The following is a 24,028-nucleotide window of genomic DNA, read 5'->3' on the forward strand; positions in this document are numbered from 1 at the left end:
AAACAATATGTTAACACACGAAGACAAAGAATTGTTGGCCAAGAAAGGCATTTCAGAAGAGAAAATTGCCGAACAGTTGGCTTGTTTTGAGAAAGGTTTTCCGTTCCTGAAATTGTCGGCAGCGGCTTCTGTAGAAAACGGAGGTATCATGAAAGCTGAAGCAAAAGATTTCGAACGGTATCTTGCGGCATGGAATGCTTACAAGGATGGGGAGAAGAAAATTGTCAAGTTTGTACCGGCTTCCGGTGCAGCCAGCCGTATGTTTAAGAATATGTTTGAGTTCTTAGGGGCGGACTATGACAAACCGACGACGGATTTCGAGAAGAAGTTCTTCGACCATATCCATGACTTTGCATTCTATAACGACCTGAATGCGGCTTGCATGGACAATACGGGCAAGAACATCGATGCTTTGTTGTCGGAACAGAACTACAAAGCCATTGTATCCAATCTGCTGGAAGCTGCAGGATTGAACTACGGTGCCCTGCCGAAGGGACTGCTTAAGTTCCACCGTTATGCCGACGGCGTACGTACACCGCTGGAAGAACATCTGGTAGAAGGTGCGTTGTATGCAGCCGGAAAGACAGGTAAAGTGAACATACATTTCACAGTGTCTACCGAACACCGGGCTTTGTTTGAAAAACTGGTGGCTGCCAAGGTGGGTGAATACGAAGCCAAATACGGCGCGAAATACCATATCAGTTTTTCCGAACAGAAACCGAGTACAGATACGGTGGCAGCCGATATGGAAAACAAACCTTTCCGCGACAAAGACGGCAAGCTGTTGTTCCGTCCGGGTGGTCACGGGGCTTTGATCGAGAACCTGAACGATCTGGATGCCGATATCGTATTCATCAAGAACATCGACAACGTGGTGCCCGACCGTTTGAAGGCAGATACCGTGATTTACAAGAAATTGCTGGCCGGTGTACTTGTCACTTTGCAGAAGCAGGCTTTCGAATACCTGGAACTGCTGGACAGCGGCCACTACAGTCACGAACAGCTGGAAACGATTATCCGTTTCGTACAGCAGCAGTTGCGTTGCCGCAGGACAGACCTGAAAGAACTGGAGGATGCTGACTTGGTTATCTATCTGCGCAAGAAACTGAACCGTCCGATGCGTGTGTGTGGTATGGTGAAGAATGTGGGCGAACCGGGCGGTGGTCCGTTCCTGGCTTATAATCCGGATGGAACCATCTCTCTCCAGATTCTGGAAAGCTCACAGATTGATATGAACGACCCGGAAAAGAAAGCGATGTTCGAAAAAGGTACGCACTTCAATCCGGTGGATTTGGTATGTGCCATCCGCGATTACAAAGGCCGCAAGTTCAACTTGCTGGAACATGTGGACAAGGCTACCGGTTTCATCTCTTACAAGTCGAAGAACGGAAAGGACTTGAAAGCCCTCGAATTGCCAGGATTGTGGAACGGTTCTATGAGCGACTGGAATACCGTGTTCGTAGAAGTACCGTTGAGCACGTTCAATCCGGTAAAGACCGTGAACGATTTGCTGCGTGAACAGCATCAATAAATTGAGATAGACCGATTGAATCATAAAAAAGTCCGCTTGTCTGCATCAGACGGGCGGACTTTTTTGTCTTCATGTATACCGATTCTCTATTTTTACTGTGCCTTTTCATTTTGTTACGACAGCTTTTCCCGGTATTCTTTGGGAGAGATACCCAGGTTTCTTTTCACATATTTGCCGAAGAACGACAGTGTGGCGAAATTCAGTTCGTTGGCAATTTCCTTGATGCTTTTGTCAGGACATTTCAGCAGATATTCCACATCCTTCATGACATAGCTGGTAATCAGGTCGGAAGCTGTTTCTCCGGAATTTTCCTTGCAGATGGCCGACAAGTATTTGGCCGTGACGAACAATCGGCTGGCATAGTAGCTTACGGAGCGTTCTTTGGGGTAGGACGAAACCAGCAGTTCGATGAAGGCGTTGAACAGGTTGCTGGAGGAATTGAAGCAGGTGGGACGCAACTGGATATATTTTTCCAGGGCATCCTGAAACTCATAAATGAATGCTTGCAGGAGGGAGTTGATGAGTTCTCTCTGGTGACGGTGGGGCGTTCCTGTCAGTTTGGAGTAGAGCAGGTGGTAGTATTGACAAAAAAGCTGGCTTTCCTCTTCGTTGAGCGGAATGATGGGGTGCTGGTCCAGATACAGCCTCGAACACCAGTTGCTTGTGGATGCCGACAAGATGAAGACACGTTTGGCATATTCTGGTGAAAGGCAAAATCCACAGCACTCAAAATCATCACCTATTGTGCCGTGCTTGAGCAGAGTCTGCGGATGGCAAATCATCAGGTCATTCGGACCGATGTCGTAAGAGTTGTTGTTGAGAGATAAAGATGCTTTTCCTTTCAGGCATAAAATAACTAGGAAGAAGTCTGCCTTTATAGTGTTTTGTTCTATGGCGTCAATCTTATTAACCTGATTATGTATGATAACTTGTTCATCCTTGTAAGTTGCCACCTTTTCTATAATCTCGGTACTTGACATCCTGATAAGTTCTATTTCCTTCTCCATAAATCTAATAAATCTAGTTCGATTACAAATGAACTGAATGTTTTTTAATAATCGGTGTTCTATTTTTCTTGATGAGTGTTCTATAAGTGAAATTGATGCAACGAATGGAAAAATAGGACACTTCCAAGGTGTTCTATATATCCTGTGTTTCATGTAATGGTCTTTTCTTTGCGCTCACAAATCGTAGACATACTAAACATGATAAGATTTATGAAAGAATTTCATTGGATGGCCATTGGTTTATTTTTGGTCATGATGTCAGGATGCGGAAGCAGAGAGCAAGCTTCGCAGCAGGTAGACCCTGTAAAGGTAAAGGTCATGACCGTAGTGTCATCAGTACGGAACGAGACCGTCCGTTTTTCGGGCACGGTGCAAGAAGAAAACGGAAGTGCGTTGAGCTTTCCGCTGATGGGAAGAGTGAAGTCGGTACAGGTGGATTTGGGAAGCCGGGTGCGGCAGGGGCAGTTGCTGGCTACACTGGACGAAGCGTCCGTAGAAAGCACGTATCAGGCGGCAAAGGCGGCTTTGAAGCAGGCGGAAGATGCCTACCGGCGAATGAAGGAACTGCATGAAAAAGGGAGTCTGGCCGACATGAAGTGGGTGGAGGTGCAGAGCAAACTCCAGCAGGCCCAGTCCATGGAGGCAGTGGCCCGGAAGAACCTGACAGACTGCCGGCTGGTGGCTCCGTTTGCCGGGGTGATTGCCGAAAAGAACCTGGAAGTGGGGCAGAATGTGGTGCCTGGGGTACAGGTCATGAAACTGGTGTCCGACGACCGTCTGAAAGTACGGATTGCCGTACCGGAAACGGAAATCATGCACGTGACGAAAGGTCAGAAAGCAGTGATTGAGGCTCCGGTGCTGAACGGCAGACAGGCAGAAGGGGTGGTGATGGAGAAAGGTATCCAGGCCAATCCGCTGTCACGGTCGTACGAGGTGAACATCGGCATTCAGACGCCGCATACGGGCTTGCTTCCCGGTATGGTGACGGAGGTATGGCTGCAGGATGCCGACAAGAGTCAGACCTGCGTACTTCCTGCCAGCGTGATTCAGCTGGATGAAAGCAACCGCTATTTCGTGTGGGTGAAGGGAGCAGACGGCAAAGCCTCCAAGCGCGTGGTGACGTGTGGCAAGTTCACGGCAAGCGGAGTAACGGTGGTGGCCGGATTGAGTGAAGGAGAGGAAGTGATTGTGGAAGGCCAGCAGAAGGTGTGCGAAGGCACGCCGTTGGCCATATAAAAATAGGTAAAGCACATGGAAAAGAAACGGAACATAGTAGAGTGGGCCATGCATTATCGCCAGATTGTGATACTGGTGACATGCTGCCTGGTGGCATTCGGCATATACAGTCTGCCGCAAATGCAGAAAAATGAGTTCCCGGATTTTACCATACGTCAGGGAATGGTGATTGCCGTGGCTCCCGGGAACACGGTCAATGAGATGGTGGAACAGGTGACGAAGCCATTGGAAAACTATATCTTTACCTACAAGGAGGTGAAGAAGGAAAAGACTTTTTCGACCACCCGCGACGGAATCGTGTTTGTGCAGGTGGAACTGAATGATGACTTGAACAACAAAGATGAGTTCTGGAGCAAGTTCAAGCACGGAGTGGCCGCGTTCAAGTCGCAGCTGCCTCCGAATGTGCTGGCCGTGCAGGTGATGGATGATTTCGGCGATACTTCGGCACTGCTGATTACCATGGAGAGCAAGGACAAGACCTATCGGGAATTGTCGGACTACATGGATGAACTGGAAAACCGGTTGCGCCGTATTCCCAGTGTGGGACGTCTGACCGTCAGCGGAGAAAGACAGGAACAGATTTCCATTTACCTGGATCCGGAGCGTCTGTCGCATTACGGACTGAACGAGCAGCTCATCGCCGGACAGTTGTTTGCCAAGGGGTTTGTGACCACCGGCGGACGCATACAGACTCCTCAGTATGTCTTGCCGGTACACGTGGAAAAGACGTTCAACACGCTCTATGACGTGCAGCAGCAGATTGTGTACAGTGATCCCTCGGGCAATGTGGTACGCCTGCAGGATGTGGCCCGTGTGGTGAAGGAATACCCTCATGCCGACAGTTACATCAAGAACAACGGCACGAAATGCATTTTGCTGAGTGTGGAGATGAAAAAAGGCAAGAACATCGTGCAGATGGGGGATGACATCAACCAGGTGCTGGAAGAGTTCAAGAAGGAACTGCCTTCGGAAGTCAACATGTACCGCATCACGGACCAGGCGCAGGTGGTGGGCGACAGTGTCAATTCGTTCTTGCGTGAGCTGGTTATCGCCATTGTGGCCGTGGTGATTGTGGTGATGCTGCTGTTGCCGTTACGGGTGGCACTGGTAGCCGCTTCCACCATTCCGATAACCATCTTTATCTCGTTGGGACTCTTTTATGCCTTTGGCATCGAACTGAACACCGTGACGCTGGCAGCCCTGATTGTGACCTTGGGAATGATTGTGGACAATTCCATCGTCATAATCGACAGTTATCTGGAGAAAATCGGAGAGGGGATGTCGCGCTGGCATGCGTCCATTTATAGTGCCACGCATTTCTTTAAATCCATCTTCTCGGCTACGCTGGCCATCAGTATCACGTTCTTCCCCTTCCTGATTGTGATTCCGGGCATGATACACGACTTCCTGCTGAGCTTCCCTTGGTCCATTTCGCTGATTCTGGGCATTTCCTTGGTGGTGGCCATGTTGTTGGTACCGTTCATGCAGTTCTGGTTCATCCGGAAACCGGTGCCTTCGCACAAAAAAGGATTCTCGTTTATGGAGTTTCTGCAGACCTATTACAACAAACTGTTGGACAAATGTTTTGCGCATCCCTACATCACCCTGATGGGGGGAGTGGCTTCTGTCGTGATAGGTATCTTCCTGATGGGAAAATTGCCGCAGAAACTGATGCCGGTGGCCGACCGTAACCAGTTTGCCGTAGAGATTTATCTGCCTACGGGAACGGCGGTGGAAAAGACCGCGTGGGCGGCCGATACGATGGAACAGGTGTTCCGTAAGGACCCGAGAGTGGTTTCCGTCACTTCGTTTGTGGGCTGTTCTTCACCCCGTTTCCATACGGCATACGCCCCTCAGCTGGGAGGAACCAACTATGCCCAGCTGATTGTGAACACGAAGGATAACAAGGAAACCGTGGAACTGCTGGATGAATATTCTCCGCGCTACACCGATGCCTTTCCCGACGTGCGGGTAAGGTTCAAGCAAATCAGTTTCAGCCAGGCAGTTTATCCGATTGAACTCCGTCTGAGCGGCGAGAACTTGGATTCATTGAAGACTGTAGCCGGAAAATACCTGAGCCTGTTGCGCCGGATGCCCGAGATACGGCTGGCGCAGACTAATTTCAGTGAGCCGCAGACTTCGGCCAAGGTGGTGCTGAAAGAAGATGAGGCTTCGCGCCTGGGCATCCAGAACGCCCAGCTGGAAACCACGCTGGCCATGCGCTACGGCGACGGACTGAAGGTGGCCAGTGTGTGGGAAGGCGATTATGACATCTCCGTGACATTGAAGAGCGAGAAAGCCGACTGTGCCGATTTCTCCGATTTGGAAAACGAACTGATTCCGGTGTTGGGAGGTACGCAGGTGCCCTTGCGTCAGGTAGCGGAAGTGGTACCTTCCGTGAAAGACGGACAGCTGGTCCGCCGGAACGGTATCTATACGATTACGGTGATGGCCGATGTGCGTCGTGACGTGAACGTAGCCGCCTTGACGAGTGTAGTGAAAGAGAATGTGGCAGCTATTCCTCTGCCGGATAAAGTAACGCTGGCCTACGGAGGTGACGACGAGCAGGACAATGAGAATCTTCCTCCCATCATGGGAGCGCTGGCCATTGCTGCTTTCATCATCTTCTTCATTCTGCTGGCCCATTTCCGGCGCATCAGCATTGCCCTGCTGATTTTTGCCAGCATGACGCTCTGCCTGTTCGGAACGGCTGTGGGTGTACTGATTCAGGGAGTGGATTTCGGTATGACCTGTACGTTGGGTATTATCAGTCTGATGGGTATCATCGTGCGTAACGGTATTATTATGATTGACTATGCCGAGGAATTGCGGGCTACGGAGAAACTCTGTGTGCGCGATGCCATTTATCATTCGGCCCGTCGCCGTATGCGGCCTATCTTCCTGACTTCGGCTGCGGCTTCCATGGGAGTCATTCCGATGATATTGGGCAAGAGCGGACTTTGGATGCCGATGGGTACGGTAATTTGCTACGGTACGCTGATTACCATGCTCTTCCTGCTGACGGTGCTTCCGGTGGCTTATCTGCTGATTTTCAGGGGAAGCTCTGAAAAACGTGCCCGGCTGGAGGCCTTGGAAAATGCCTGACAAGGCGATTAGGAATCAAGATAAAGAAGAATCATTATGAAAACGAATCGAAACAGAATCATAGCTTTTCTATTGATAGGTGGGGCGTGTGTGAATCTGGCCTTCGGGCAGAAAGCGTACACCTTGGATGAATGTATTCAGGCTGCCTTGACAAACAATGTGCGGATGAAGAATGCCCGTAACGAACTGGAAATGGCCCGACAGGACAAGAAGAAGGCGTTTACCAATTATTTTCCGAGTGTCATGGCGGCGGGTACCGGCTTTATGGCGGATAAAGGACTGATGCAGATGGATATGGCTCCGGACATGCACATGTCCATGCTCAAGAACGGAATTGCGGGAGGAGTGAGCGCCTCCCTGCCGCTCTTTACTGGCGGGCAGATTGTGAACGGAAACCAGTTGGTCAAAGTGGGGGTAGAGGTGAAGCGTTTGCAACGGAACCTCTCTGACAGTGAAGTGACACTGACCACGGAGCAGTATTTCTGGCGAGTGGTCACTCTGCAGGAGAAACTCAAGACTTTGGGTAAGGTGGAAACGCAGCTGGATCGTATCTTGCGCGATGTGGAGGCCTCGGTGGAGGCAGGCGTGGTGACACGCAACGATTTGTTGCAGGTGCAGCTTCGCCGGAACGAGACCAAAAGCAGCCGCCTGCAACTGGAGAACGCTTTGTCCCTTTCGCGGAACATGCTGGCGCAATATACGGGCCTTGGCTCCGATTTCCTGGCGGTGGCTTTTGCCGTCGACGACCAGCTGCCCTCCTGTCCGGACAGTCTTTACTGCGACCCGGAGTCGGCCTTGGGACTGACCAGTGAATATGCCCTGTTACAACAGAATGTGAAGGCCAGCCGTCTGCAATACAAGATGGAGTTGGGCAAGAATCTGCCTACGGTGGCCATTGGCGGAGGGTATGTGTATCATAACTTCTTGCCGGAAGACCAGCGCTTCTGGGTGGGGTTTGCCACGGTGACCGTGCCTCTGACCGGATGGTGGGGAGGTAGCCATGCCCTCAAGAAGGAGAAGCTCCAGGTGAAGAACACGGAAAACCAGTTGGCCGACCAGGGAGAACTGTTGGTTATCCGCATGAAAAATGCATGGAACGGGGTGAATGAGGCCTACGAGCAGATAAAAATCGCTCGTCTGTCCATTGATCAGGCCACGGAGAACCTGCGTTTGAACACCGATTATTACAAGTCAGGTACTTGTACGATGAGTGATTTGCTTGATGCGCAGACCTTGTTTCAGCAAAGCTGTGACAAATACGTGGAAAGCTATACAAATTATGAGTTGAAGAAACGGGAATATCTGCAAGTCACGGGGCGCCGTTGATTGTTTTTTTCTTGGTGCAAAAGGCCGTCTGGAAGTACTTCTGGCGGCCTTTCTTTATAAAATATTGCATATTAATTGCATATTAATTTAAAATGAGTTACCTTTGCACCGTGATTCAGAACCAGTGGGAGCGGATGGGACCGCTTGTTTGCGAAGAGGTTCGCCACATAAAATAAAAAATCCTTTGGAGAAGAAAGACTGCCTTCGAGGTCTTTTTTATGTTTCCCATGAGGGAAACGTACGTTTTCCATTTGGGAAACATACGGCTCCGGGAGCGGAAACATACGTTTTCGGGCTGAAAAACATAGAAGGTGGGCAGACGTTTTTCTTATATCATAGGGAGAGTTTGGAGAATAATAAAAGTATGAAAGTGTACGGAGCACATAAGATCATTCAGCGGAAAGCGGGTACGGCGATGTACCGCCTGCGCCTGTCACGTGCACATTGGTTTAGCGGATTCCTTCACGAAAGTTTGTAAGACAGGAAGTTGCGTCTTCCTGACGTGTGGTAGAAATTGCTTATGAACTTTTAATTTCGAATTTGTTATGTGGAGTATTATCTTGACTGTCCTGGCAGGGGTCCTGTTGGGATATGTCCTTCGTACGTGTGATTTTTTGAAGAAAGTGAATCAGACCATTTCAGTCACTATTTGTCTGATGCTGTTTGTATTGGGACTTTCCGTAGGCTATAACCCGTTGATTGTGAAGAATCTGGGCTCGTTTGGCGGACAGGCCCTGCTGCTCAGTGTGGCCGGCATTACGGGAAGCGTGCTACTGGCACGGCTGGTGTATCTGTGGTTTTTCAAGGAAGGAGGTGAGAAATGAAAGGAAGTCTGTTGGTACTGTCCATGTTTTTCATGGGCTGTCTGTTGGGTTACGTGTGGAATGTGTCCGGTTGGGAAATGGGAGATATGCACCAGTTGTCGCTGTATATCCTGTATGCCCTGATGTTTCAGGTAGGTATCAGCATTGGAGGAGGCGAAGATTTCAAGGCGCTGATTCACGGTTTCCGGTGGAAGATGCTGCTGATTCCTTTGGCTACGATTGGAGGAACCTTGCTGTTCTCTGCCTTGGTCAGTGTGCTGCTGACCCGCTGGAGCGTGTTCGACTGCATGGCCATCGGTAGCGGGCTGGGATATTACTCCCTGGCCTCCATTCTGATTGTGGAGCTGAAGGCCCCGGTTATCGGAACGCAGTTGGCCACGGAACTGGCTACTATCGCCCTCTTGACGAATGTCATCCGCGAACTCGTGGCGCTGGTGGGAGCCCCTCTGATTTGCAAGTATTTCGGGAAACTGGCCCCTATCTCGGTGGCCGGGGTGACCTCTGTCGATGTGGCCCTGCCTTCCATCATCCGGGTATCCGGCAAGGAGGTGGTGCCGATTGCCATTTTCCATGGCATCCTGGTAGATATGTCCGTTCCGTTTTTCATCTCTTTGTTCTGCAAGCTGTAAGAACCTGATTCTTGCTTGCTGCGCAAAGAGATGAACAGAACGGGGCAGTCCGTTTAGATGTCCAGCCCCATGATGTAATCGTTCATGTAATACCCTTCGCCGATGGGGAAGTCACCTTCGCGTACCTTCTTCATGCCCATGTGCTCATAAAATCCCAGTGCAGGATTGTGACGGTTCACGTTCAGTTCCATCCGGCAAGGTTCGGGATGAAGTTCCTTGATGCCTTTGATGGCCTGCTTGAACAGTTGCCGTCCGAGTTTGTATTTCTGGAAGTAGGGGAGCACATAAATCTTCTGCAAGTGGAAGAGGTCGGGCCCTTCCTGCTGGATGGACACGTAGCCGGCCGGTTCGCACTCCTCGTAGGCGAGGTAGTAAATGTGGTGCTCCTTCTCCATCTGGTTCTTCAGGCTCTCGGCGGAATACATCCACTCCATCATGTAATCAATTTGTTCCGGGGTCAGAATCTTCTGGTAAGTGACCGGAAAGGTCTGCTTGGCCAGTGACCGGATAATCTCAATGTCTTCGATTGTCGCTTTTCTGATATTAAACATAGGCGTTTTGTAATAAAATAAGTGTGTTTTCTACAAAAGTACTTTTTCTTTCGATTGCTTTGCTTTTATGGAGATAGAATCTTGTTAAATGTTCTAAAATTATAATACCTTGCAATGCATAGTATCTAGATAAAACCTATATTTGTGTCATACAAGATAAATGAGATGAAATGAATGTAGACAATGTAAAATCACAGATGCGCAAAGGGATGCTGGAATACTGCATCCTGCTGCTGTTGCACCGGGAGTCTGCCTATTCTTCCGACATCATCCAGAAGCTGAAGGAGGCCCGGCTGATTGTAGTGGAAGGCACACTCTATCCGTTGCTGACCCGTCTGAAGAACGACGGACTCCTGTCGTACGAGTGGGTGGAGTCTACCCAGGGACCTCCCCGCAAGTATTACGGACTGACTCCGGAAGGAGAGAATTTCCTGAAAGAACTGGAAAGTGCCTGGGACGGACTTTCCGACACGGTAAACCATTTAAGAAAGAACATTTAAAACCTGCATGACATGAAAAAGACACTGACTGTAAATTTAGGAGGCACCGTATATCACATTGATGAGGATGCCTATATCCTGCTGGATAATTATTTGAATAACCTCCGCTATCATTTCCGCAAGGAAGAAGGGGCGGATGAGATTGTGCGCGACATGGAAGCCCGCATCGCCGAACTGTTTGACGAAGCCTTGCGCGGCGGCTTGCAGGTGATTACGATAAAAGAGGTGGAAGAGGTCATTGCCCGTATGGGCAAGCCCGAAGAGCTGAACGACGGGGAGGAGGAAAACGCATCCGCCTCGGGCGAGAAGGCTTATGGCAGCGAATCGACGGGAACCAGCCGTCGTTTGTTCCGTAACCCGGACGACCGTGTCTTGGGTGGAGTTGTATCCGGTCTTGCAGCCTATTTCGGCTGGGACGTGACCTGGACCCGTATCGTCTTTATCCTGGCCGGTTTCCTGATTCATGGATTGATTTTGGCTTATCTGCTGGCCTGGATTATCATTCCGTTGGCACGAACGGCTACGGAGAAATTGCAGATGCGGGGGGAACCTATCAATGTGGAGAACATCGGACGCACGGTGACCGACGGTTTTGAGAAAGTGAACGACTACGTACATTCCGAGAAGCCCCGTTCGGCCTTGCAGAAGTTGGGAAACGGAGTGGTGGCCGTGTTCGGCTTCCTACTGAAACTGTGTCTGGTACTGTTGCTGATTTGCTGTGCGCCCTTCCTGCTGGTCGGTTTGGTGGTACTGTCTGCCTTGCTGATGGCTGCCACGGGGGTGATTGTGAACCTGCCTACCTTTATATATAATATATTGCCTTGGGTGGACTGGAGCGGTGTGCATGCCATTCCGGGCGTGATTGTCGGATTGACCGTGTGCGGACTACTGGTGGTGGGTATTCCCATTGCCGGACTGATTCAGGCCGTCATGCAGTCGTTTGGAAGCTGGAAGCCCATGGGTACCTCCGCTAAAGTGGTGCTGGTGCTGTTGTGGATGGTGGCCCTGGCTGTAGGAATTGTGTTGTTCTTCCAGGTGCCTTTCCTCTCGGAGCCCCTTCAGACTGTTCCTTTCTGGGGAGAGTTCCTCTGATTTTGTCAGTCTCCATAGTGTGTCTGGAGACAAGAATGTCACATAAAACGGCCAAAATGGCAGTCCGTGTCAGAAAAAAATGCTGGCCCGGACTTTTTTTTCTTCTGGCATGAGATTTGTCTTTTATAGGGCGTAACGCTTCGGCGCTACAGAATTAACTGATTAGATAATAATAAAAATAGATACAATTATGGGAAAGATTATTGGTATTGACTTAGGAACAACAAACTCATGTGTTGCAGTATTTGAAGGTAACGAACCGGTGGTAATTGCCAACAGCGAAGGTAAACGTACCACTCCTTCAGTTGTAGGTTTTGTTGACGGTGGCGAACGTAAGGTAGGTGATCCTGCCAAACGTCAGGCTATCACAAACCCGAAACGTACGGTATATTCTATCAAACGTTTCATGGGTGAAACTTACGATCAGGTTCAGAAAGAAATTGCTCGTGTACCTTACTCAGTAGTAAGAGGCGACAACAATACTCCGCGTGTAGATATCGACGGACGTCTGTACACTCCGCAGGAAATCTCAGCCATGATTCTGCAGAAGATGAAGAAGACTGCTGAAGATTACCTGGGTCAGGAAGTCACTGAAGCTGTCATCACCGTTCCGGCATACTTCTCAGACTCTCAGCGTCAGGCCACTAAGGAAGCTGGTCAGATTGCCGGTCTGGATGTAAAACGTATCGTGAACGAACCGACTGCAGCTGCATTGGCTTACGGTGTGGACAAGTCTAACAAAGATATGAAGGTAGCCGTATTCGACCTTGGTGGTGGTACATTCGATATCTCTATCCTGGAATTCGGTGGTGGCGTATTCGAAGTATTGTCAACTAACGGTGATACTCACCTGGGTGGTGATGACTTCGACCAAGTAATCATCGATTGGTTGGTTCAGGAATTCAAGAATGACGAAGGTGCCGACTTGACTACTGATCCGATGGCTATGCAACGTTTGAAGGAAGCTGCTGAAAAGGCAAAGATTGAATTGTCTTCTTCCACTTCTACTGAAATCAACTTGCCGTATATTATGCCGGTTGCCGGTGTGCCTAAACACTTGGTGAAGACATTGACTCGTGCAAAATTCGAAGCTTTGGCTCACAACCTGATTCAGGCTTGTTTGGAACCTTGTAAGAAAGCTATGAGCGATGCAGGTCTGAACAACGCAGATATCGATGAAGTCATCTTGGTAGGTGGTTCTTCACGTATCCCGGCTGTACAGAAGCTGGTTGAAGACTTCTTCGGCAAAGTTCCTTCTAAGGGTGTAAATCCGGATGAAGTAGTAGCCGTAGGTGCTTGTATCCAGGGTGCCGTTTTGAACAAGGAAGCCGGTGTAGGTAACATCGTATTGCTGGATGTCACTCCGTTGACATTGGGTATTGAAACAATGGGTGGAGTAATGACCAAGCTGATTGATGCCAACACGACTATTCCGTGCAAGAAGAGTGAAGTCTTCTCTACTGCGGCTGATAACCAGACGGAAGTTACCATCCACGTATTGCAGGGTGAACGTCCGATGGCTGCTCAGAACAAGTCAATCGGTCAGTTCAACTTGACAGGTATCGCTCCGGCTCGTCGTGGTGTGCCTCAGATTGAAGTTACATTCGATATCGATGCCAACGGTATCTTGAAGGTATCTGCCAAGGATAAGGCAACAGGTAAGGAACAGGCCATCCGTATCGAAGCTTCATCTGGTTTGAGCAAGGAAGAAATCGACCGTATGAAGGCTGAAGCTGAAGCTAACGCAGAAGCTGATAAGAAGGAAAAGGAACGTATCGATAAGTTGAACCAGGCAGATAGCTTGATCTTTACTACTGAAAATCAGTTAAAAGATCTTGGCGATAAGATTCCGGCTGACAAGAAAGCTCCTATCGAAGCTGCCCTCCAGAAGCTGAAAGATGCTCACAAGGCTCAGGATTTGGCTGGTATCGATGCAGCAAGCGCTGAATTGCAGACCGCTTTCCAGGCTGCAAGTGCAGAAATGTACGCTCAGACTGGTGCACAAGGCGGTGCTCAGGCAGGTCCTAATGCTGGTCAGGCAAACAACGGTCAGAGTTCAAACAGCAAGAACAATGAGAATGTACAGGATGCTGACTTCGAGGAAGTCAAATGATTCCGATAAGTAAACAAATAATAAACAAAAAGCGTGCAGCTCAACGAGTTGCACGCTTTTTGCGTTTATAGGGTTCATGGTTTCTATGTGTTTTCTATAGGCTTTTTTATCTCTTATTTGCGACAAGACAAAAAAGTAGATAATGTGAAACTAAATTCTACTTATTTGCATTCCCCTATTTTTCGCTATCGTAAATGACATCAAGTAGCTCATTTGCAAGTTTCACATCTGTGATTTTAATAATGTTGTCTTCCTCTGTTACATAGCCAAGTATATTGATACTGCCATACCAGACTGTGGACTTATCTATGACGCACGAGGATAAGGATAGTTTCGGTACAATCTTTACATATAATCCCAAACTTTTTAGATAATCCGTCTGACTGTTTTCCTCTGATGTGAGAATTGATACTTGAATACCACTCGCATGAAACTCTCTGAGTGTTTTAACAAATGTGTTTCGTTCTGTACGATAGAGTCTTGGAGAGGATATGACAATAGATTGTCTTGAACTTTTCAAATTTTCCATAAATGCCAAGCGGAACGTACTGCCATTGAAAATCTGTCCTTCACATGACGATGTGTGCAAGTTTTCTGTGTCATCAAACAATGTCGGATTATCTTTTGACAGTACACGATAACCGATGGCAGAGTATCCTTTCAGGCGTTTACGATACATGCTCTCACAAACAGGTTCGTGTATATCAATATAGTCGTAAATACGGACATCTTTTTTCCCCTCATTCTCACGGTGCAAACGTCCGGCATATTGTGCCACCAATCCTTTCCATGAGATTGGCAGTGCCAAAAACAGTGTATCAAGTCGTGGATAGTCAAATCCCTCTCCCACATATTTTCCCGTGGCTACTATTACAAGAGGGGCATCTTTGGGTATATCCTGTAACTTTTGCAGCGTTTCTCTCTTGTTTTTTGCAGTCCCTTCTCCTGTGAGTTGTATGATGTTGGCTACATGCTGCTTCAACATTTCGGCAAGCAATTCTACATGAGAAGTTCTGGCAGTAAGTATTATAGGTGTTCGGCCTGCAGCCACGACATTAAGAACATCCTCTATTATAAGATTATTCCGTATTTTCGATTCAGCGAGGGATTGTGATAGTGCCGTAAACGATTGTTTATCATCGGTAACAGGTCTGTAAGATGTAAATCTCGGCACAAGATAGCGCTGGAACGACTGCTTCTGAATCTGTGCCTTGGCATCGGCAGAAAAACGAATCGGACCGCATTGCATGAAGATAATAGGCTGCAAACCATCTTTGCGGATGGGAGTGGCAGTAAGTCCATAGACATAATGTGCCGTAACGTGTTTTAATACATTCTCGAATGTAATGGAAGATACGTGATGACATTCGTCTACAATGATCATCCCGTATCCTTTTACAAAAGGTTTGATTTCGTCGTTTTCAAAACATGACTGCATAAGGGCTATATCAATAACACCATGCAACGTGTTAGAGGTAGAATCAAGACACCCGACTGGAGAAAATGCCTTCTTCCTGCCTCGTTTCTTGGAAATCTCATCTTCTGTAAAATCTATGTCAAGAAATTCTGACAGGCGTTCATGCCATTGCATAAGCAATGCCTTGGAGTGTACCAGAATAAGTGTATTTGTCTTTCTTCGGGCAATCAGAGCCGCGGCTGTAACAGTCTTTCCAAAGGCTGTCGTTGCAGACAACACACCGTTGGAAAATGGCATGAGGGCATTGATAGCGTCCAACTGTTCATCGCGTTCCTTTCCTTTGAATGTTACGCCAATAGGTTTACCATAATTTGTATTATCAACTATTTCATAATCAATTTTGAGGGAATACAGCATGTTGATAATGGCATCCTCACACCCCCGAGGCATTGCAAGATATTCATCGGTAAAATCTGCACGGCAGATAATACGAGGAATGTTATATGTGGAAATACGCATCGCCTGTTTGCTGTAGAATTCAGGATTTTTGAACGCCGCAATATGTTTCAAATGATTACTAACCTTATCTGAAATAGATTTTAAAGGAATATATATCCTGTCTGATTTATGTATTATAAGTCTGCCGTTAAAGTCTTCCTGGGTCACATCCTGTATGACTGGTATTTCCCACGGTTTATTTTCCGAAGAAGTAGCTAATGTCCCAAAATCTTCTTGCTGATGCTGTATCAATAATGTATCTACGGTACCTTCATCTATTTTTCTTACATTGTATAGATATGTCCATTGATCCTGGAACGGAAGAAACTGCTCATCTACAAAAACGCTGTTTCCTGCTTTCCTGGCTTTTCCCTGCAATGGTAACGCAATGAGATTGCCGAATCCACCTTCCGGTACTTTATCCTGATTGGGAAAGAAGCGATCGTATGAATCGAATGTAATCCGTCCATTGCGCTTCATGGCTTCTGTAAGAATTGTATTGCCTAATTTCCTTGCTTTGTAGGCTGGTATGGGTTCATTAAAGAAAGTCCACACATGCGCACCATTGCCAGAACGTGAGCGTTCTATACTGAACGGAATTCTCCACTCTCTACAAATGGAAATAAATGCCAAAACATCGTTCTTATATCCATGAGTGCAATTTTTGTCATCAAAATCAGCACACAGGAAAGAACATTTATTATCAGAAGTAACGACGTACAGACCGATAACATCGCATCCGTTCTCATCCTTGCCTTCCAGATGTCGGTATATGTCTTGATTGGTTAACGGGGCAAAATTGCGGTTAGGACACTCTGCGCATTTATGCTTTTTCTTGTCACATATTCCTCTGCGCCATTCGTTGATACATACAGGTTGGTAACCACCTTTTTCTGTGGTTTTGTTGAACCATCGTCGTGCAAATACATCATCTCGTCCCTTGAAAAAGTTACGGAACAATGCAATTTTCTCATCAAGAGATAGTTTGATTGGAGGGTATATTATGGAAGAAAATGCTGTGCTTTCATCGTCACGTTTGATGGAGGAATACACTATACCATGTTGTGAAAGTATTGACTTCAGTTCTTCATTTTCGGCAAGCAGGGCATCGTATTTTATGACAAGCACATTGTATTTCTCTTGAAAACTGTCCATCTGTTATTTTGTTACCATTAAACCACACAGCAATGCAATTCCAAAACTTAGAAACGTTCCGGCAAGGACATACTCTGTTTTTGCTGTATCCGTGTCTTTGAATCGAAGGATGGATTTTGCCGCTATGATAAAACCGATTGCTTCATATTGTCCAATGATAACGAATATGATTGTAAGAATACGCTCTAAATTACCAATTAACGCTCCTGCATTTTTGATATTTTCACAAGACTGTGTCTCTCCAACTTGATATTTCTTTAAGACCAACTTAATCAGGATGTTTGCAGGCTTGATGCACAATAGTAACGCCAATATGAACAGAGGTATAGAGTAGCTGCCATTGCAATCCATCGATTGGATTGGCAACTTTGTTGTAGTGTCAAAGGAAAATGTTACTATAATCAGTATCGCCAAATGAGAAATCTGATCAATCACAAAATTCCATAATCCTTTGGGGCTATATGTTTTGATAACATCTATCACCAGATGAGAAAAAGCAATGGCAAGGGCATAAAATCTGAATTCACAAACAGGAACAGCTGCCCATGACACCCCGCCTATGATAAGCGAATGCACATACAGGAACCAACTTTTAAATTTCCTTTCCTCTTTCTGTGCACAGTATTTATCATTTTGCAGGTAAAAATCACCTATAACATGTGCCAATAACAGACTTAAAAACAACCAACTATTCATATTCTTCAAAATTTATCTGTTCAAAATATTTTATGGATTCTTCTATACAATACCATTTTGTAGCTGTAGAAGCATTATTTACACTGGCTTGGGATATACCTAGTTTCTTGGCAATGTCTGCCTCTTTGAAACCAAGTAGTTTATAATAAACAACTTCACTTTGGCGCATAGTCATATCATTTAATATGGCATCGGTCAATAGGGCTATAGTTTGCAAAGGAGCAGATAATTGCTTTTTACTTGTATGAACAGACATCGTTCCCTTATTCAGGGAACTCATTTCCTCAAGCGCACGTCCTGATAGATATATGGCCTCACCATCCCAAATGCCTTGTTCGGTATTCACTATTCTCATACCTCCGATACCAATGGCTATCCGTATTCCGTATGTATGGAAATTTTTCGTCTTTTCATTTTTAGCTGTGGAAAAAGATTTGATGCAGGATTTGATTATAAAGGCTATCCGGAATACGTTTGATACATTTTGCATTACACACTCTATATAGTCCCCTTTTATTTGGCGACCTTCAAAATCAGGATAACTCACTTTTAGCAAGCCAAATAATGATTCTATCCTTTGCTTTAATCTTATAGTTTCATTCACAGACAAGGAAGTGGATGCTACTATATCCGCTGAAATTGTTGCAAACATATTATTAGTCATTGATTTAATGACAAAGGTATGAGTTTTCTTTTATTCTATCAAAAATTATAGATTATTTAATCTATAATTGAAAAATATAGATGGATAAATCTATAATTGTGGTTTATATACAATATAACCTATAATCGAGTAGGAAGAAAATTACTTCGTTTTTCCTTCTACCTGATTTACTTTTAAAAAGTTTTATCGGATAGCCAAAACTTTGGTGGGGCATATTCAAAAATATCCGATTGCGATAGCAAAGATTAATACTGTATGGAATCTGCACTCTTTGATGATGCAAAAGGAATAATGCTGAGATGATACGTTTGTCATTGTTTGTTGGTGTTGATTTTTAGGACGTTCTTAAATTAAAACTTATACGGAACCACCAAATGTTATTTTTCGTACATTCATTGCGCATAAATTTTAACAGTCATGCAAAACATCTCCATGAAACAATTTACTTGGTGCTGTAAACTCACGTACCGAATTGCCACATTCATGATTCTGCCTGCCCTTATGGCTTCATGTGCTGGTGGAAACAGTGATAACAATGCGCGGTGGATAGACAAATGTAGTGTTGTGGCCAATCGGACGGTGGTAAATGGAGATACGGTGATAACCTGCGATATGTCTGCCGTGAAAGAATCCGTGCGTATACCGTTTAGTACGTTTTTCGATACGTTGGAGGTCATCAAGCTTGACAACAGTAATGAGGATGCGTTGGTGAGTGAAGCGCAGATGATAACCTTGACAGACAATTACCTGGGAATAAATATCGCTCACGACCCTTATAAACTGTTTACCCGCCAAGGCAAGTTTATAGGTCGTGTAGGAAATATCGGGCAAGGCCCCGGCGAATATGATTTGTGTTAGTCAAATTGACGAAGCGACAACCGAATCTTCCTGCTTCCCTGGACTACGAAACAAATACTGTCTTACGACTTACTGGGTAATTACGTAGGAAGTATCCCATTGCCTTACAGGGTTAGAAAAGGAGAGATGCAGGTGGACTATGACAGACAACGGGTAGCTGTACTGCAACTTGCGTTTATGGGTGAACCGGTGGCTTGGGTGCAGGACATGGAAGGGAACATCCTGTTCGAAAACAAATCACCACAGATGGACATGGAACCGGATTATAGCAACGAGATTTACTTGCACCGGAAAAGTGGTTCCGGTCTGATATTCTCAATAGACCGTTTTATGCCGACCGTGGATTCCTTATATATTTATCATACGGACAACAACAAACTTATCCCGCTATTTACTACGGATTTTGGTAGCGAAATTCCAAGTCATGCTTTCAAAGATTGCGGTAATTACTATTTCACGGACATCTACGGTCCCAATACTGACCCGAAGACCAAGCATTTGCATACCGCCACGGTGGTGAAGCGAATTATCATCAATAAGCAGACGCTACGAGGTGCATATTATAAAATGGTGAACAGTGGCTTGGCGGAATAGCCTTGGAAAGCAAGCGCTGGTTCATGAATGTTTGGAAGTCAAAGATTTCACCGGATGACAACGGCTATGTGATATTGGGAAAGAAAAAATCATAATAAAATTAAGTAATATTTCACTCTCTAAAATATCCAAGAAATGAAATAAGTATCGATAAACATCCATAAGAAAAGGTGTGGAACCCAAGTGCTTTCACACCTTTTTTTGTTTTTATTAGAGTATGTATGCTATAGATAGTGCTTACTTTATTATAGATCTTATTCCATAAACAATGTGACATCATGTCCTAAGTACTGTTCTTTTTCCTCTGGGCCAATGATGAAAAACGTAGCTTCTATTCTATCATTCCGTAAGTAACCGATGAAGTTAAGTATATAACTGTCGGTAGTTTCATTGGGCTTCAGTCTTTTTCCATAAGGACTTTTTATGACGATGGTGTCATTATTCATTTCATATTTTGATTTTCCTTTCAAAAGATATAACGTATTTTTGGTTTGGAAAGAAACAGAATCACTGCTTGTAAAGGTGAGGGAAAGACTCTGAGTACTAAAAGTTTTTCCTATAAGCTTCGTAGAGTTTTGTGTACTTTGATTTTCTGGTAAATCTTTAGAACAAGAAAAAATAAATGCACACAATGAAATAATTAATAGAGATTTTTTCATAATGTTCAGGTTGGTAAAAAATATGGTTCTTTATAGCACTGGACCCTTGGTGATTCAAGGAACTTATTATTTTTATGATAACAAAATAATAGAAGAAAAGGTTCATTTGCAGATTTACAAATGAATAGATGTTTATAATTGGGTTTGTGATTTCAATAAAAACGGTTTTAAGACAGCCTCATATTTGGGTAATCATTAGGTTACAACTTGACATATAAATCTAAAACTTCATGTTTTCTTAATTTACCGATAGATAATATTGATTCTTATTTTACGCTCACGTTAATTATGTGAGTTCGATATAAAATCAAAAGATAATGGCTGCCTGTCTTTGATAAAGTTCATTTCAATGGCGAGGCTCTTCTCTAAAGGAATAATAGGCTGCGATAGGTGACAATGAATCGGTTATGATATATTGCTGAAGGAACGATGTCTGGAGTGTTCTATTAGGAAAGAGATTTTCTTTGTAGTAATGTGTAAAGTAACGGAAACCACCGGAGTGGGGCAGAATGAGAATAACCATAATCTCAGTTGGGCTTGTTATGATGTCTTTTTGCTTGCCTTCAATCCTATATTTTTCCTCTTGTAATGCAAATTTCTTACAAAAATCATTAGTCATATCATAAATTTCTGTACTTTAGGCGCTGAAAAGTCTTACGCTTACGTTAACTATTAAACAATGAAAAGGAAACTTTTATTTATTTCGGTTTTGTGGCTTTGTTGCAGCGCAATCTGTTCTGGTGCATGCATAGATGAAGTGCGTACATTTTATACGAATTATATGACGAATCTTTTAAATGTGGATTCGCATAATGAAGCACTGTGTAAGAAGTATTTAACTGAAGAATTGGCTGCCAAACTCCAAAGAATGGTTTATGCTACAGGAAGCAATCCGATTATACGGGCACAAGATGTGAATTCAGATGCAATCAAGACATTGAATGTAAGAGAAATTGCAGACGATTGGTATATGGTAAGTTATCTTTGGGATGAAAAAGATAGTACCAGTCTGGTAGAGATTCCATTGAAAGTGGGATACGTGAATGACCAATGTAAGATTGTATATATTACCCCGATTGAAAGCGATACCCAATATGGAGATGAGTGGTTGTTTTGTTTTGGGAATGTAGCTTCTGATAAAATAGATAGTTCATCGGGAAAATCATTGGTCGAAAGTTTTTATAAAGTTTATTTGGCTACCTATTGCAGTATGTGCGGCGATTTGAATGTCAGGTTGCAGTCTTTACGTCTGTCAAATTTGTCTCACACAGCTTTGGAGCAATTCAAGAAAGCAGAACAGGAGTATTTGCAGGATACTTTCGAGGGCTATGACCTTTTGGTTACGAATTTTGATTTCGACAGTATGTGGTTCAAAAGTCTGAAAGTTCTTCCGTTGGACGCTGATAATTATCAGGTTACTTATCAGGCAGGAAAGTACACCCATCAAATGAATATTCAGACTACATACCAAGAAGGCAGATATTGGATTAGTGCCATCACTGGCGTTCATTAATTCTACTCCGTTATTTCTTTCTGCTCAGTTCCGCCCGTATGCGGCTGAGCGACTGAGGCGTAATCATCAGATAAGAGGCGATGTGCTTTAGCGGGACATGCTGCAGCAATTCCGGATTCTGCTCCAGCAGGGCAAGGTAACGTTGTTTCGCCTGTGCAGCTCCTCCGTTTATCATCCAGTTTTCCATGTCCAGAAACTGCCGTTCGAAAATGATTCTTCCGATGTTGGCAAAGGCGATGGAAGAGGCGAAAAAAGTCTCCATCTTTTGCTTGGAGATGCGGAAGACCGTGCTGTCGCTAATGGCTTCGATGGAGGTAAGAGAGGGACGGTCGGCCACGTAGCTCCACGAAGAGAAGAGCGTGTCTCCTTCTGAAGCAAACCAGAGTGAAATGTCCACTCCGTCGCGCAGATAATGTCCTCTCCAGATGCCTTGGGCCACCAGGTAGAGACTGCTGTTGCGTTCTCCTTCCCGTACGATGTGTTCCCCTTTTCGGTAGGTAAGTCGTTCCATCTGTGCCAGTAATTGCTCAGATTCCGAGGCACTCAGTCCATATTTTTCGTGCAGTATCTCGCTAAAAGTCTTCATTCCTTTGGGTATCTATGTCGCTACAAAGGTAATAAAATCTTAGCTTCGTTTGTCGCGGCAGTAGAGAGTGAGGACAAAAAGGAAGGTCAGCAGCTCGGAAACGGGGACGGCCAGCCAGATTCCCGGCACTCCGCATAGCAGGGGCATCAGCCAGAAGCAGAGTAGCACGAGGATAAATCCGCGCAGCAGGGTGATGGCCATGGCAGGGCGGTCGCGTTCCACACTCTGGAAGTAGCCGATGGATACGATGTTGATGCCGAAGCATACGAAGCCGGAGGCAAACAGAGGAAGTCCTTCTACGGCGAGGTCGTGTGCCGGATAGCGGCTGTCGATGAACCAGGAGGCTATTGGGGAAGAGAACAAGGCCGTGACGGCGAAAACGATGATGCCGCAGGAGATGGCGGTCAGCAGGGCCAATCGGAAGGCTGCCCGCACGCGTTCCGGGTGTCCGGCTCCGAAGTTGTAGCTGAGAATAGGTTGGGCTGACTGGGCGATGGCGTTGTACACCATGAAGATGATGGGGAAGAAATAGCAGGCGATGCTGTAGGCGGCTACCCCGTCTTCACCCAGGTAGTGGATAAAAACGTAGTTCCCGGCAAACATCATGGTGGCGATGGCTGCCTCGCAGAGGAAACTGGACAATCCCAGCTTGCACATATAGCCGGTGTTGCGGAGGGTGAGCCGCAGGCTTTTCCAGGACAGCTTGACTTTACACAAACGGAGGACGCGCTGAGGCTGCATCAGATAAATCAGAATCATTGCGGCACCGACGATGTAGCCCAGACTGGTGGCCAGGGCGGCTCCGAACATGCCCCATTTGCAGATGAAGATAAACAGGTAGTCCAGGCCGATGTTGAGCAGGGCAGGGATGATGTTGCACACCATGGCGTAGTTGGGTGAGCCGTCCAGCCGCACGAAGAACATGCCCGAGCTCAGCAGGGCACTGAACACCAGGAAGGGTACGAACCAATACATGTATTCGGCGGCGAGAGGCAGCAGGCGGGGCGAGCTTCCCAGCAGTAAGGCTATTTTTTCCACATTGCAGAGAATGACAGCGGCGTAGGCGATGAGCAATAAGGAGGAAACTACGACAGCCTGCGTGATATTGATGCGGGCCACCTTTACTTTCCCTTGCGACAGGTGGATGGAGGCCACGACCGAGGCACCGATGCCGAACATCAGTCCCACGCCTGTATTAATCAGGAAGAGGGGAGCTGTGATGTTGACGGCGGCCAGGGCATCGCTGCCGATGCCTTTTCCCACGAAGATGCCGTCGGTGATGATGAAGATGGCCGAGAAAATCATTCCCAGTACGGTAGGGATAAGTAATTTCCGGAATAATTTCGGAATGTCCATGCTTCCGAAGTCAATACTGTCTTTCATGTCTTTTCTCTGTTTTTGCATTTGGCTGCGAAGGTAAGTCAATTCCGGCACTAAAAAATTCACAAATGATAATAAATCACTGCCTGAAAAG

Annotated in this window: 21 protein-coding genes; 12 read left to right on the forward strand and 9 right to left on the reverse strand. The window is 46.0% G+C overall.

Annotation, left to right across the window (positions count from 1 at the left end):
- Nucleotides 1–7: 7 nt before the first annotated feature.
- On the forward strand, nucleotides 8–1,531 hold the full coding sequence (locus tag OCV81_RS08270; RefSeq protein WP_148329609.1) for a DUF4301 family protein: 1,524 nt from the start codon (nucleotides 8–10) through the stop codon (nucleotides 1,529–1,531).
- A 113-nt stretch (nucleotides 1,532–1,644) separates the two neighbouring features.
- On the opposite strand, the gene OCV81_RS08275 is transcribed toward OCV81_RS08270, so the two are convergent.
- The gene (locus OCV81_RS08275; protein WP_148329610.1) at nucleotides 1,645–2,538 is read right to left on the reverse strand and encodes an AraC family transcriptional regulator; all 894 of its coding nucleotides are present in this window, start codon (nucleotides 2,536–2,538) and stop codon (nucleotides 1,645–1,647) included.
- Nucleotides 2,539–2,748: 210 nt separating this feature from the next.
- Between OCV81_RS08275 and OCV81_RS08280 the strand changes: the two genes are divergently transcribed.
- The 5 genes from OCV81_RS08280 to OCV81_RS08300 all read left to right on the forward strand — a co-directional run bounded on the left by OCV81_RS08280 (nucleotide 2,749) and on the right by OCV81_RS08300 (nucleotide 9,658).
- The gene (locus tag OCV81_RS08280) at nucleotides 2,749–3,774 is read left to right on the forward strand and encodes an efflux RND transporter periplasmic adaptor subunit (protein ID WP_262640286.1); all 1,026 of its coding nucleotides are present in this window, start codon (nucleotides 2,749–2,751) and stop codon (nucleotides 3,772–3,774) included.
- 15 nt (nucleotides 3,775–3,789) lie between these two features.
- Complete coding sequence (locus OCV81_RS08285) at nucleotides 3,790–6,879, forward strand: efflux RND transporter permease subunit (protein WP_148329611.1); 3,090 nt, start codon at nucleotides 3,790–3,792, stop codon at nucleotides 6,877–6,879.
- A 36-nt stretch (nucleotides 6,880–6,915) separates the two neighbouring features.
- On the forward strand, nucleotides 6,916–8,205 hold the full coding sequence (locus OCV81_RS08290; protein ID WP_148329612.1) for a TolC family protein: 1,290 nt from the start codon (nucleotides 6,916–6,918) through the stop codon (nucleotides 8,203–8,205).
- A 545-nt stretch (nucleotides 8,206–8,750) separates the two neighbouring features.
- The gene (locus OCV81_RS08295; protein ID WP_072543019.1) at nucleotides 8,751–9,029 is read left to right on the forward strand and encodes a LysO family transporter; all 279 of its coding nucleotides are present in this window, start codon (nucleotides 8,751–8,753) and stop codon (nucleotides 9,027–9,029) included.
- On the forward strand, nucleotides 9,026–9,658 hold the full coding sequence (locus OCV81_RS08300; RefSeq protein ID WP_148329613.1) for a lysine exporter LysO family protein: 633 nt from the start codon (nucleotides 9,026–9,028) through the stop codon (nucleotides 9,656–9,658). Before OCV81_RS08295 ends, OCV81_RS08300 begins: the two co-directional genes overlap by 4 nt.
- A gap of 53 nt (nucleotides 9,659–9,711) precedes the next feature.
- On the opposite strand, the gene OCV81_RS08305 is transcribed toward OCV81_RS08300, so the two are convergent.
- A complete protein-coding gene (locus OCV81_RS08305) occupies nucleotides 9,712–10,209 on the reverse strand; it encodes a GNAT family N-acetyltransferase (RefSeq protein WP_148329614.1) in 498 nt (165 codons plus the stop codon).
- A 170-nt stretch (nucleotides 10,210–10,379) separates the two neighbouring features.
- Between OCV81_RS08305 and OCV81_RS08310 the strand changes: the two genes are divergently transcribed.
- From OCV81_RS08310 to dnaK, 3 genes are all read left to right on the forward strand, one after another.
- Nucleotides 10,380–10,709, forward strand: a complete 330-nt coding sequence (locus OCV81_RS08310; RefSeq protein WP_148329615.1) for a PadR family transcriptional regulator — start codon at nucleotides 10,380–10,382, stop codon at nucleotides 10,707–10,709.
- Between the two features lie 12 nt (nucleotides 10,710–10,721).
- A complete protein-coding gene (locus tag OCV81_RS08315) occupies nucleotides 10,722–11,801 on the forward strand; it encodes a PspC domain-containing protein (RefSeq protein WP_148329616.1) in 1,080 nt (359 codons plus the stop codon).
- Nucleotides 11,802–11,991: 190 nt separating this feature from the next.
- The gene (dnaK, locus tag OCV81_RS08320; RefSeq protein ID WP_148329617.1) at nucleotides 11,992–13,914 is read left to right on the forward strand and encodes a molecular chaperone DnaK; all 1,923 of its coding nucleotides are present in this window, start codon (nucleotides 11,992–11,994) and stop codon (nucleotides 13,912–13,914) included.
- 175 nt (nucleotides 13,915–14,089) lie between these two features.
- Here the strand turns inward: dnaK and OCV81_RS08325 are convergent, their stop codons facing one another.
- From OCV81_RS08325 to OCV81_RS08335, 3 genes are read right to left on the reverse strand one after another with little or no spacing between them, the layout of a single operon-like run.
- Nucleotides 14,090–16,984, reverse strand: a complete 2,895-nt coding sequence (locus OCV81_RS08325; protein ID WP_148329619.1) for a TOTE conflict system archaeo-eukaryotic primase domain-containing protein — start codon at nucleotides 16,982–16,984, stop codon at nucleotides 14,090–14,092.
- A 3-nt stretch (nucleotides 16,985–16,987) separates the two neighbouring features.
- Entirely contained in the window at nucleotides 16,988–17,680 is a 693-nt protein-coding gene (locus tag OCV81_RS08330) for a DUF3307 domain-containing protein (protein ID WP_148329620.1), read from the reverse strand.
- On the reverse strand, nucleotides 17,673–18,332 hold the full coding sequence (locus OCV81_RS08335; RefSeq protein ID WP_148329650.1) for an RNA polymerase subunit sigma-70: 660 nt from the start codon (nucleotides 18,330–18,332) through the stop codon (nucleotides 17,673–17,675). The genes OCV81_RS08330 and OCV81_RS08335 overlap by 8 nt, the downstream gene beginning before the upstream one ends.
- A 444-nt stretch (nucleotides 18,333–18,776) precedes the next feature.
- On the opposite strand from OCV81_RS08335, the gene OCV81_RS08340 reads away from it, so the two are divergent.
- Together OCV81_RS08340 and OCV81_RS08345 are read left to right on the forward strand one after the other, a co-directional pair.
- Nucleotides 18,777–19,202, forward strand: a complete 426-nt coding sequence (locus tag OCV81_RS08340) for a 6-bladed beta-propeller (protein WP_262640287.1) — start codon at nucleotides 18,777–18,779, stop codon at nucleotides 19,200–19,202.
- Between the two features lie 132 nt (nucleotides 19,203–19,334).
- Nucleotides 19,335–19,796, forward strand: coding sequence for a hypothetical protein (locus OCV81_RS08345; protein ID WP_262640288.1), 462 nt, complete (start codon nucleotides 19,335–19,337; stop codon nucleotides 19,794–19,796).
- 254 nt (nucleotides 19,797–20,050) lie between these two features.
- Here the strand turns inward: OCV81_RS08345 and OCV81_RS08350 are convergent, their stop codons facing one another.
- Nucleotides 20,051–20,455: a hypothetical protein gene (locus OCV81_RS08350; RefSeq protein ID WP_148329623.1), complete on the reverse strand. Its 405-nt coding sequence runs from the start codon at nucleotides 20,453–20,455 to the stop codon at nucleotides 20,051–20,053.
- A 346-nt stretch (nucleotides 20,456–20,801) separates the two neighbouring features.
- A complete protein-coding gene (locus OCV81_RS17850) occupies nucleotides 20,802–21,074 on the reverse strand; it encodes a hypothetical protein (RefSeq protein WP_148329624.1) in 273 nt (90 codons plus the stop codon).
- 162 nt (nucleotides 21,075–21,236) lie between these two features.
- Between OCV81_RS17850 and OCV81_RS08360 the strand changes: the two genes are divergently transcribed.
- On the forward strand, nucleotides 21,237–21,968 hold the full coding sequence (locus tag OCV81_RS08360; RefSeq protein ID WP_394802527.1) for a hypothetical protein: 732 nt from the start codon (nucleotides 21,237–21,239) through the stop codon (nucleotides 21,966–21,968).
- A gap of 10 nt (nucleotides 21,969–21,978) precedes the next feature.
- On the opposite strand, the gene OCV81_RS08365 is transcribed toward OCV81_RS08360, so the two are convergent.
- Nucleotides 21,979–22,554 carry a Crp/Fnr family transcriptional regulator gene (locus OCV81_RS08365; RefSeq protein ID WP_148329626.1) on the reverse strand — a complete coding sequence of 192 codons (576 nt, stop codon included), beginning with the start codon at nucleotides 22,552–22,554 and terminating at the stop codon, nucleotides 21,979–21,981.
- A 39-nt stretch (nucleotides 22,555–22,593) separates the two neighbouring features.
- Nucleotides 22,594–23,937, reverse strand: coding sequence for an MATE family efflux transporter (locus OCV81_RS08370; RefSeq protein WP_148329627.1), 1,344 nt, complete (start codon nucleotides 23,935–23,937; stop codon nucleotides 22,594–22,596).
- Between the last annotated feature and the right edge of the window lie 91 nt (nucleotides 23,938–24,028).

The sequence above is a fragment of the Phocaeicola fibrisolvens genome (assembly GCF_025567125.1).
Classification (GTDB): Bacteria; Bacteroidota; Bacteroidia; order Bacteroidales; family Bacteroidaceae; genus Phocaeicola; species Phocaeicola fibrisolvens.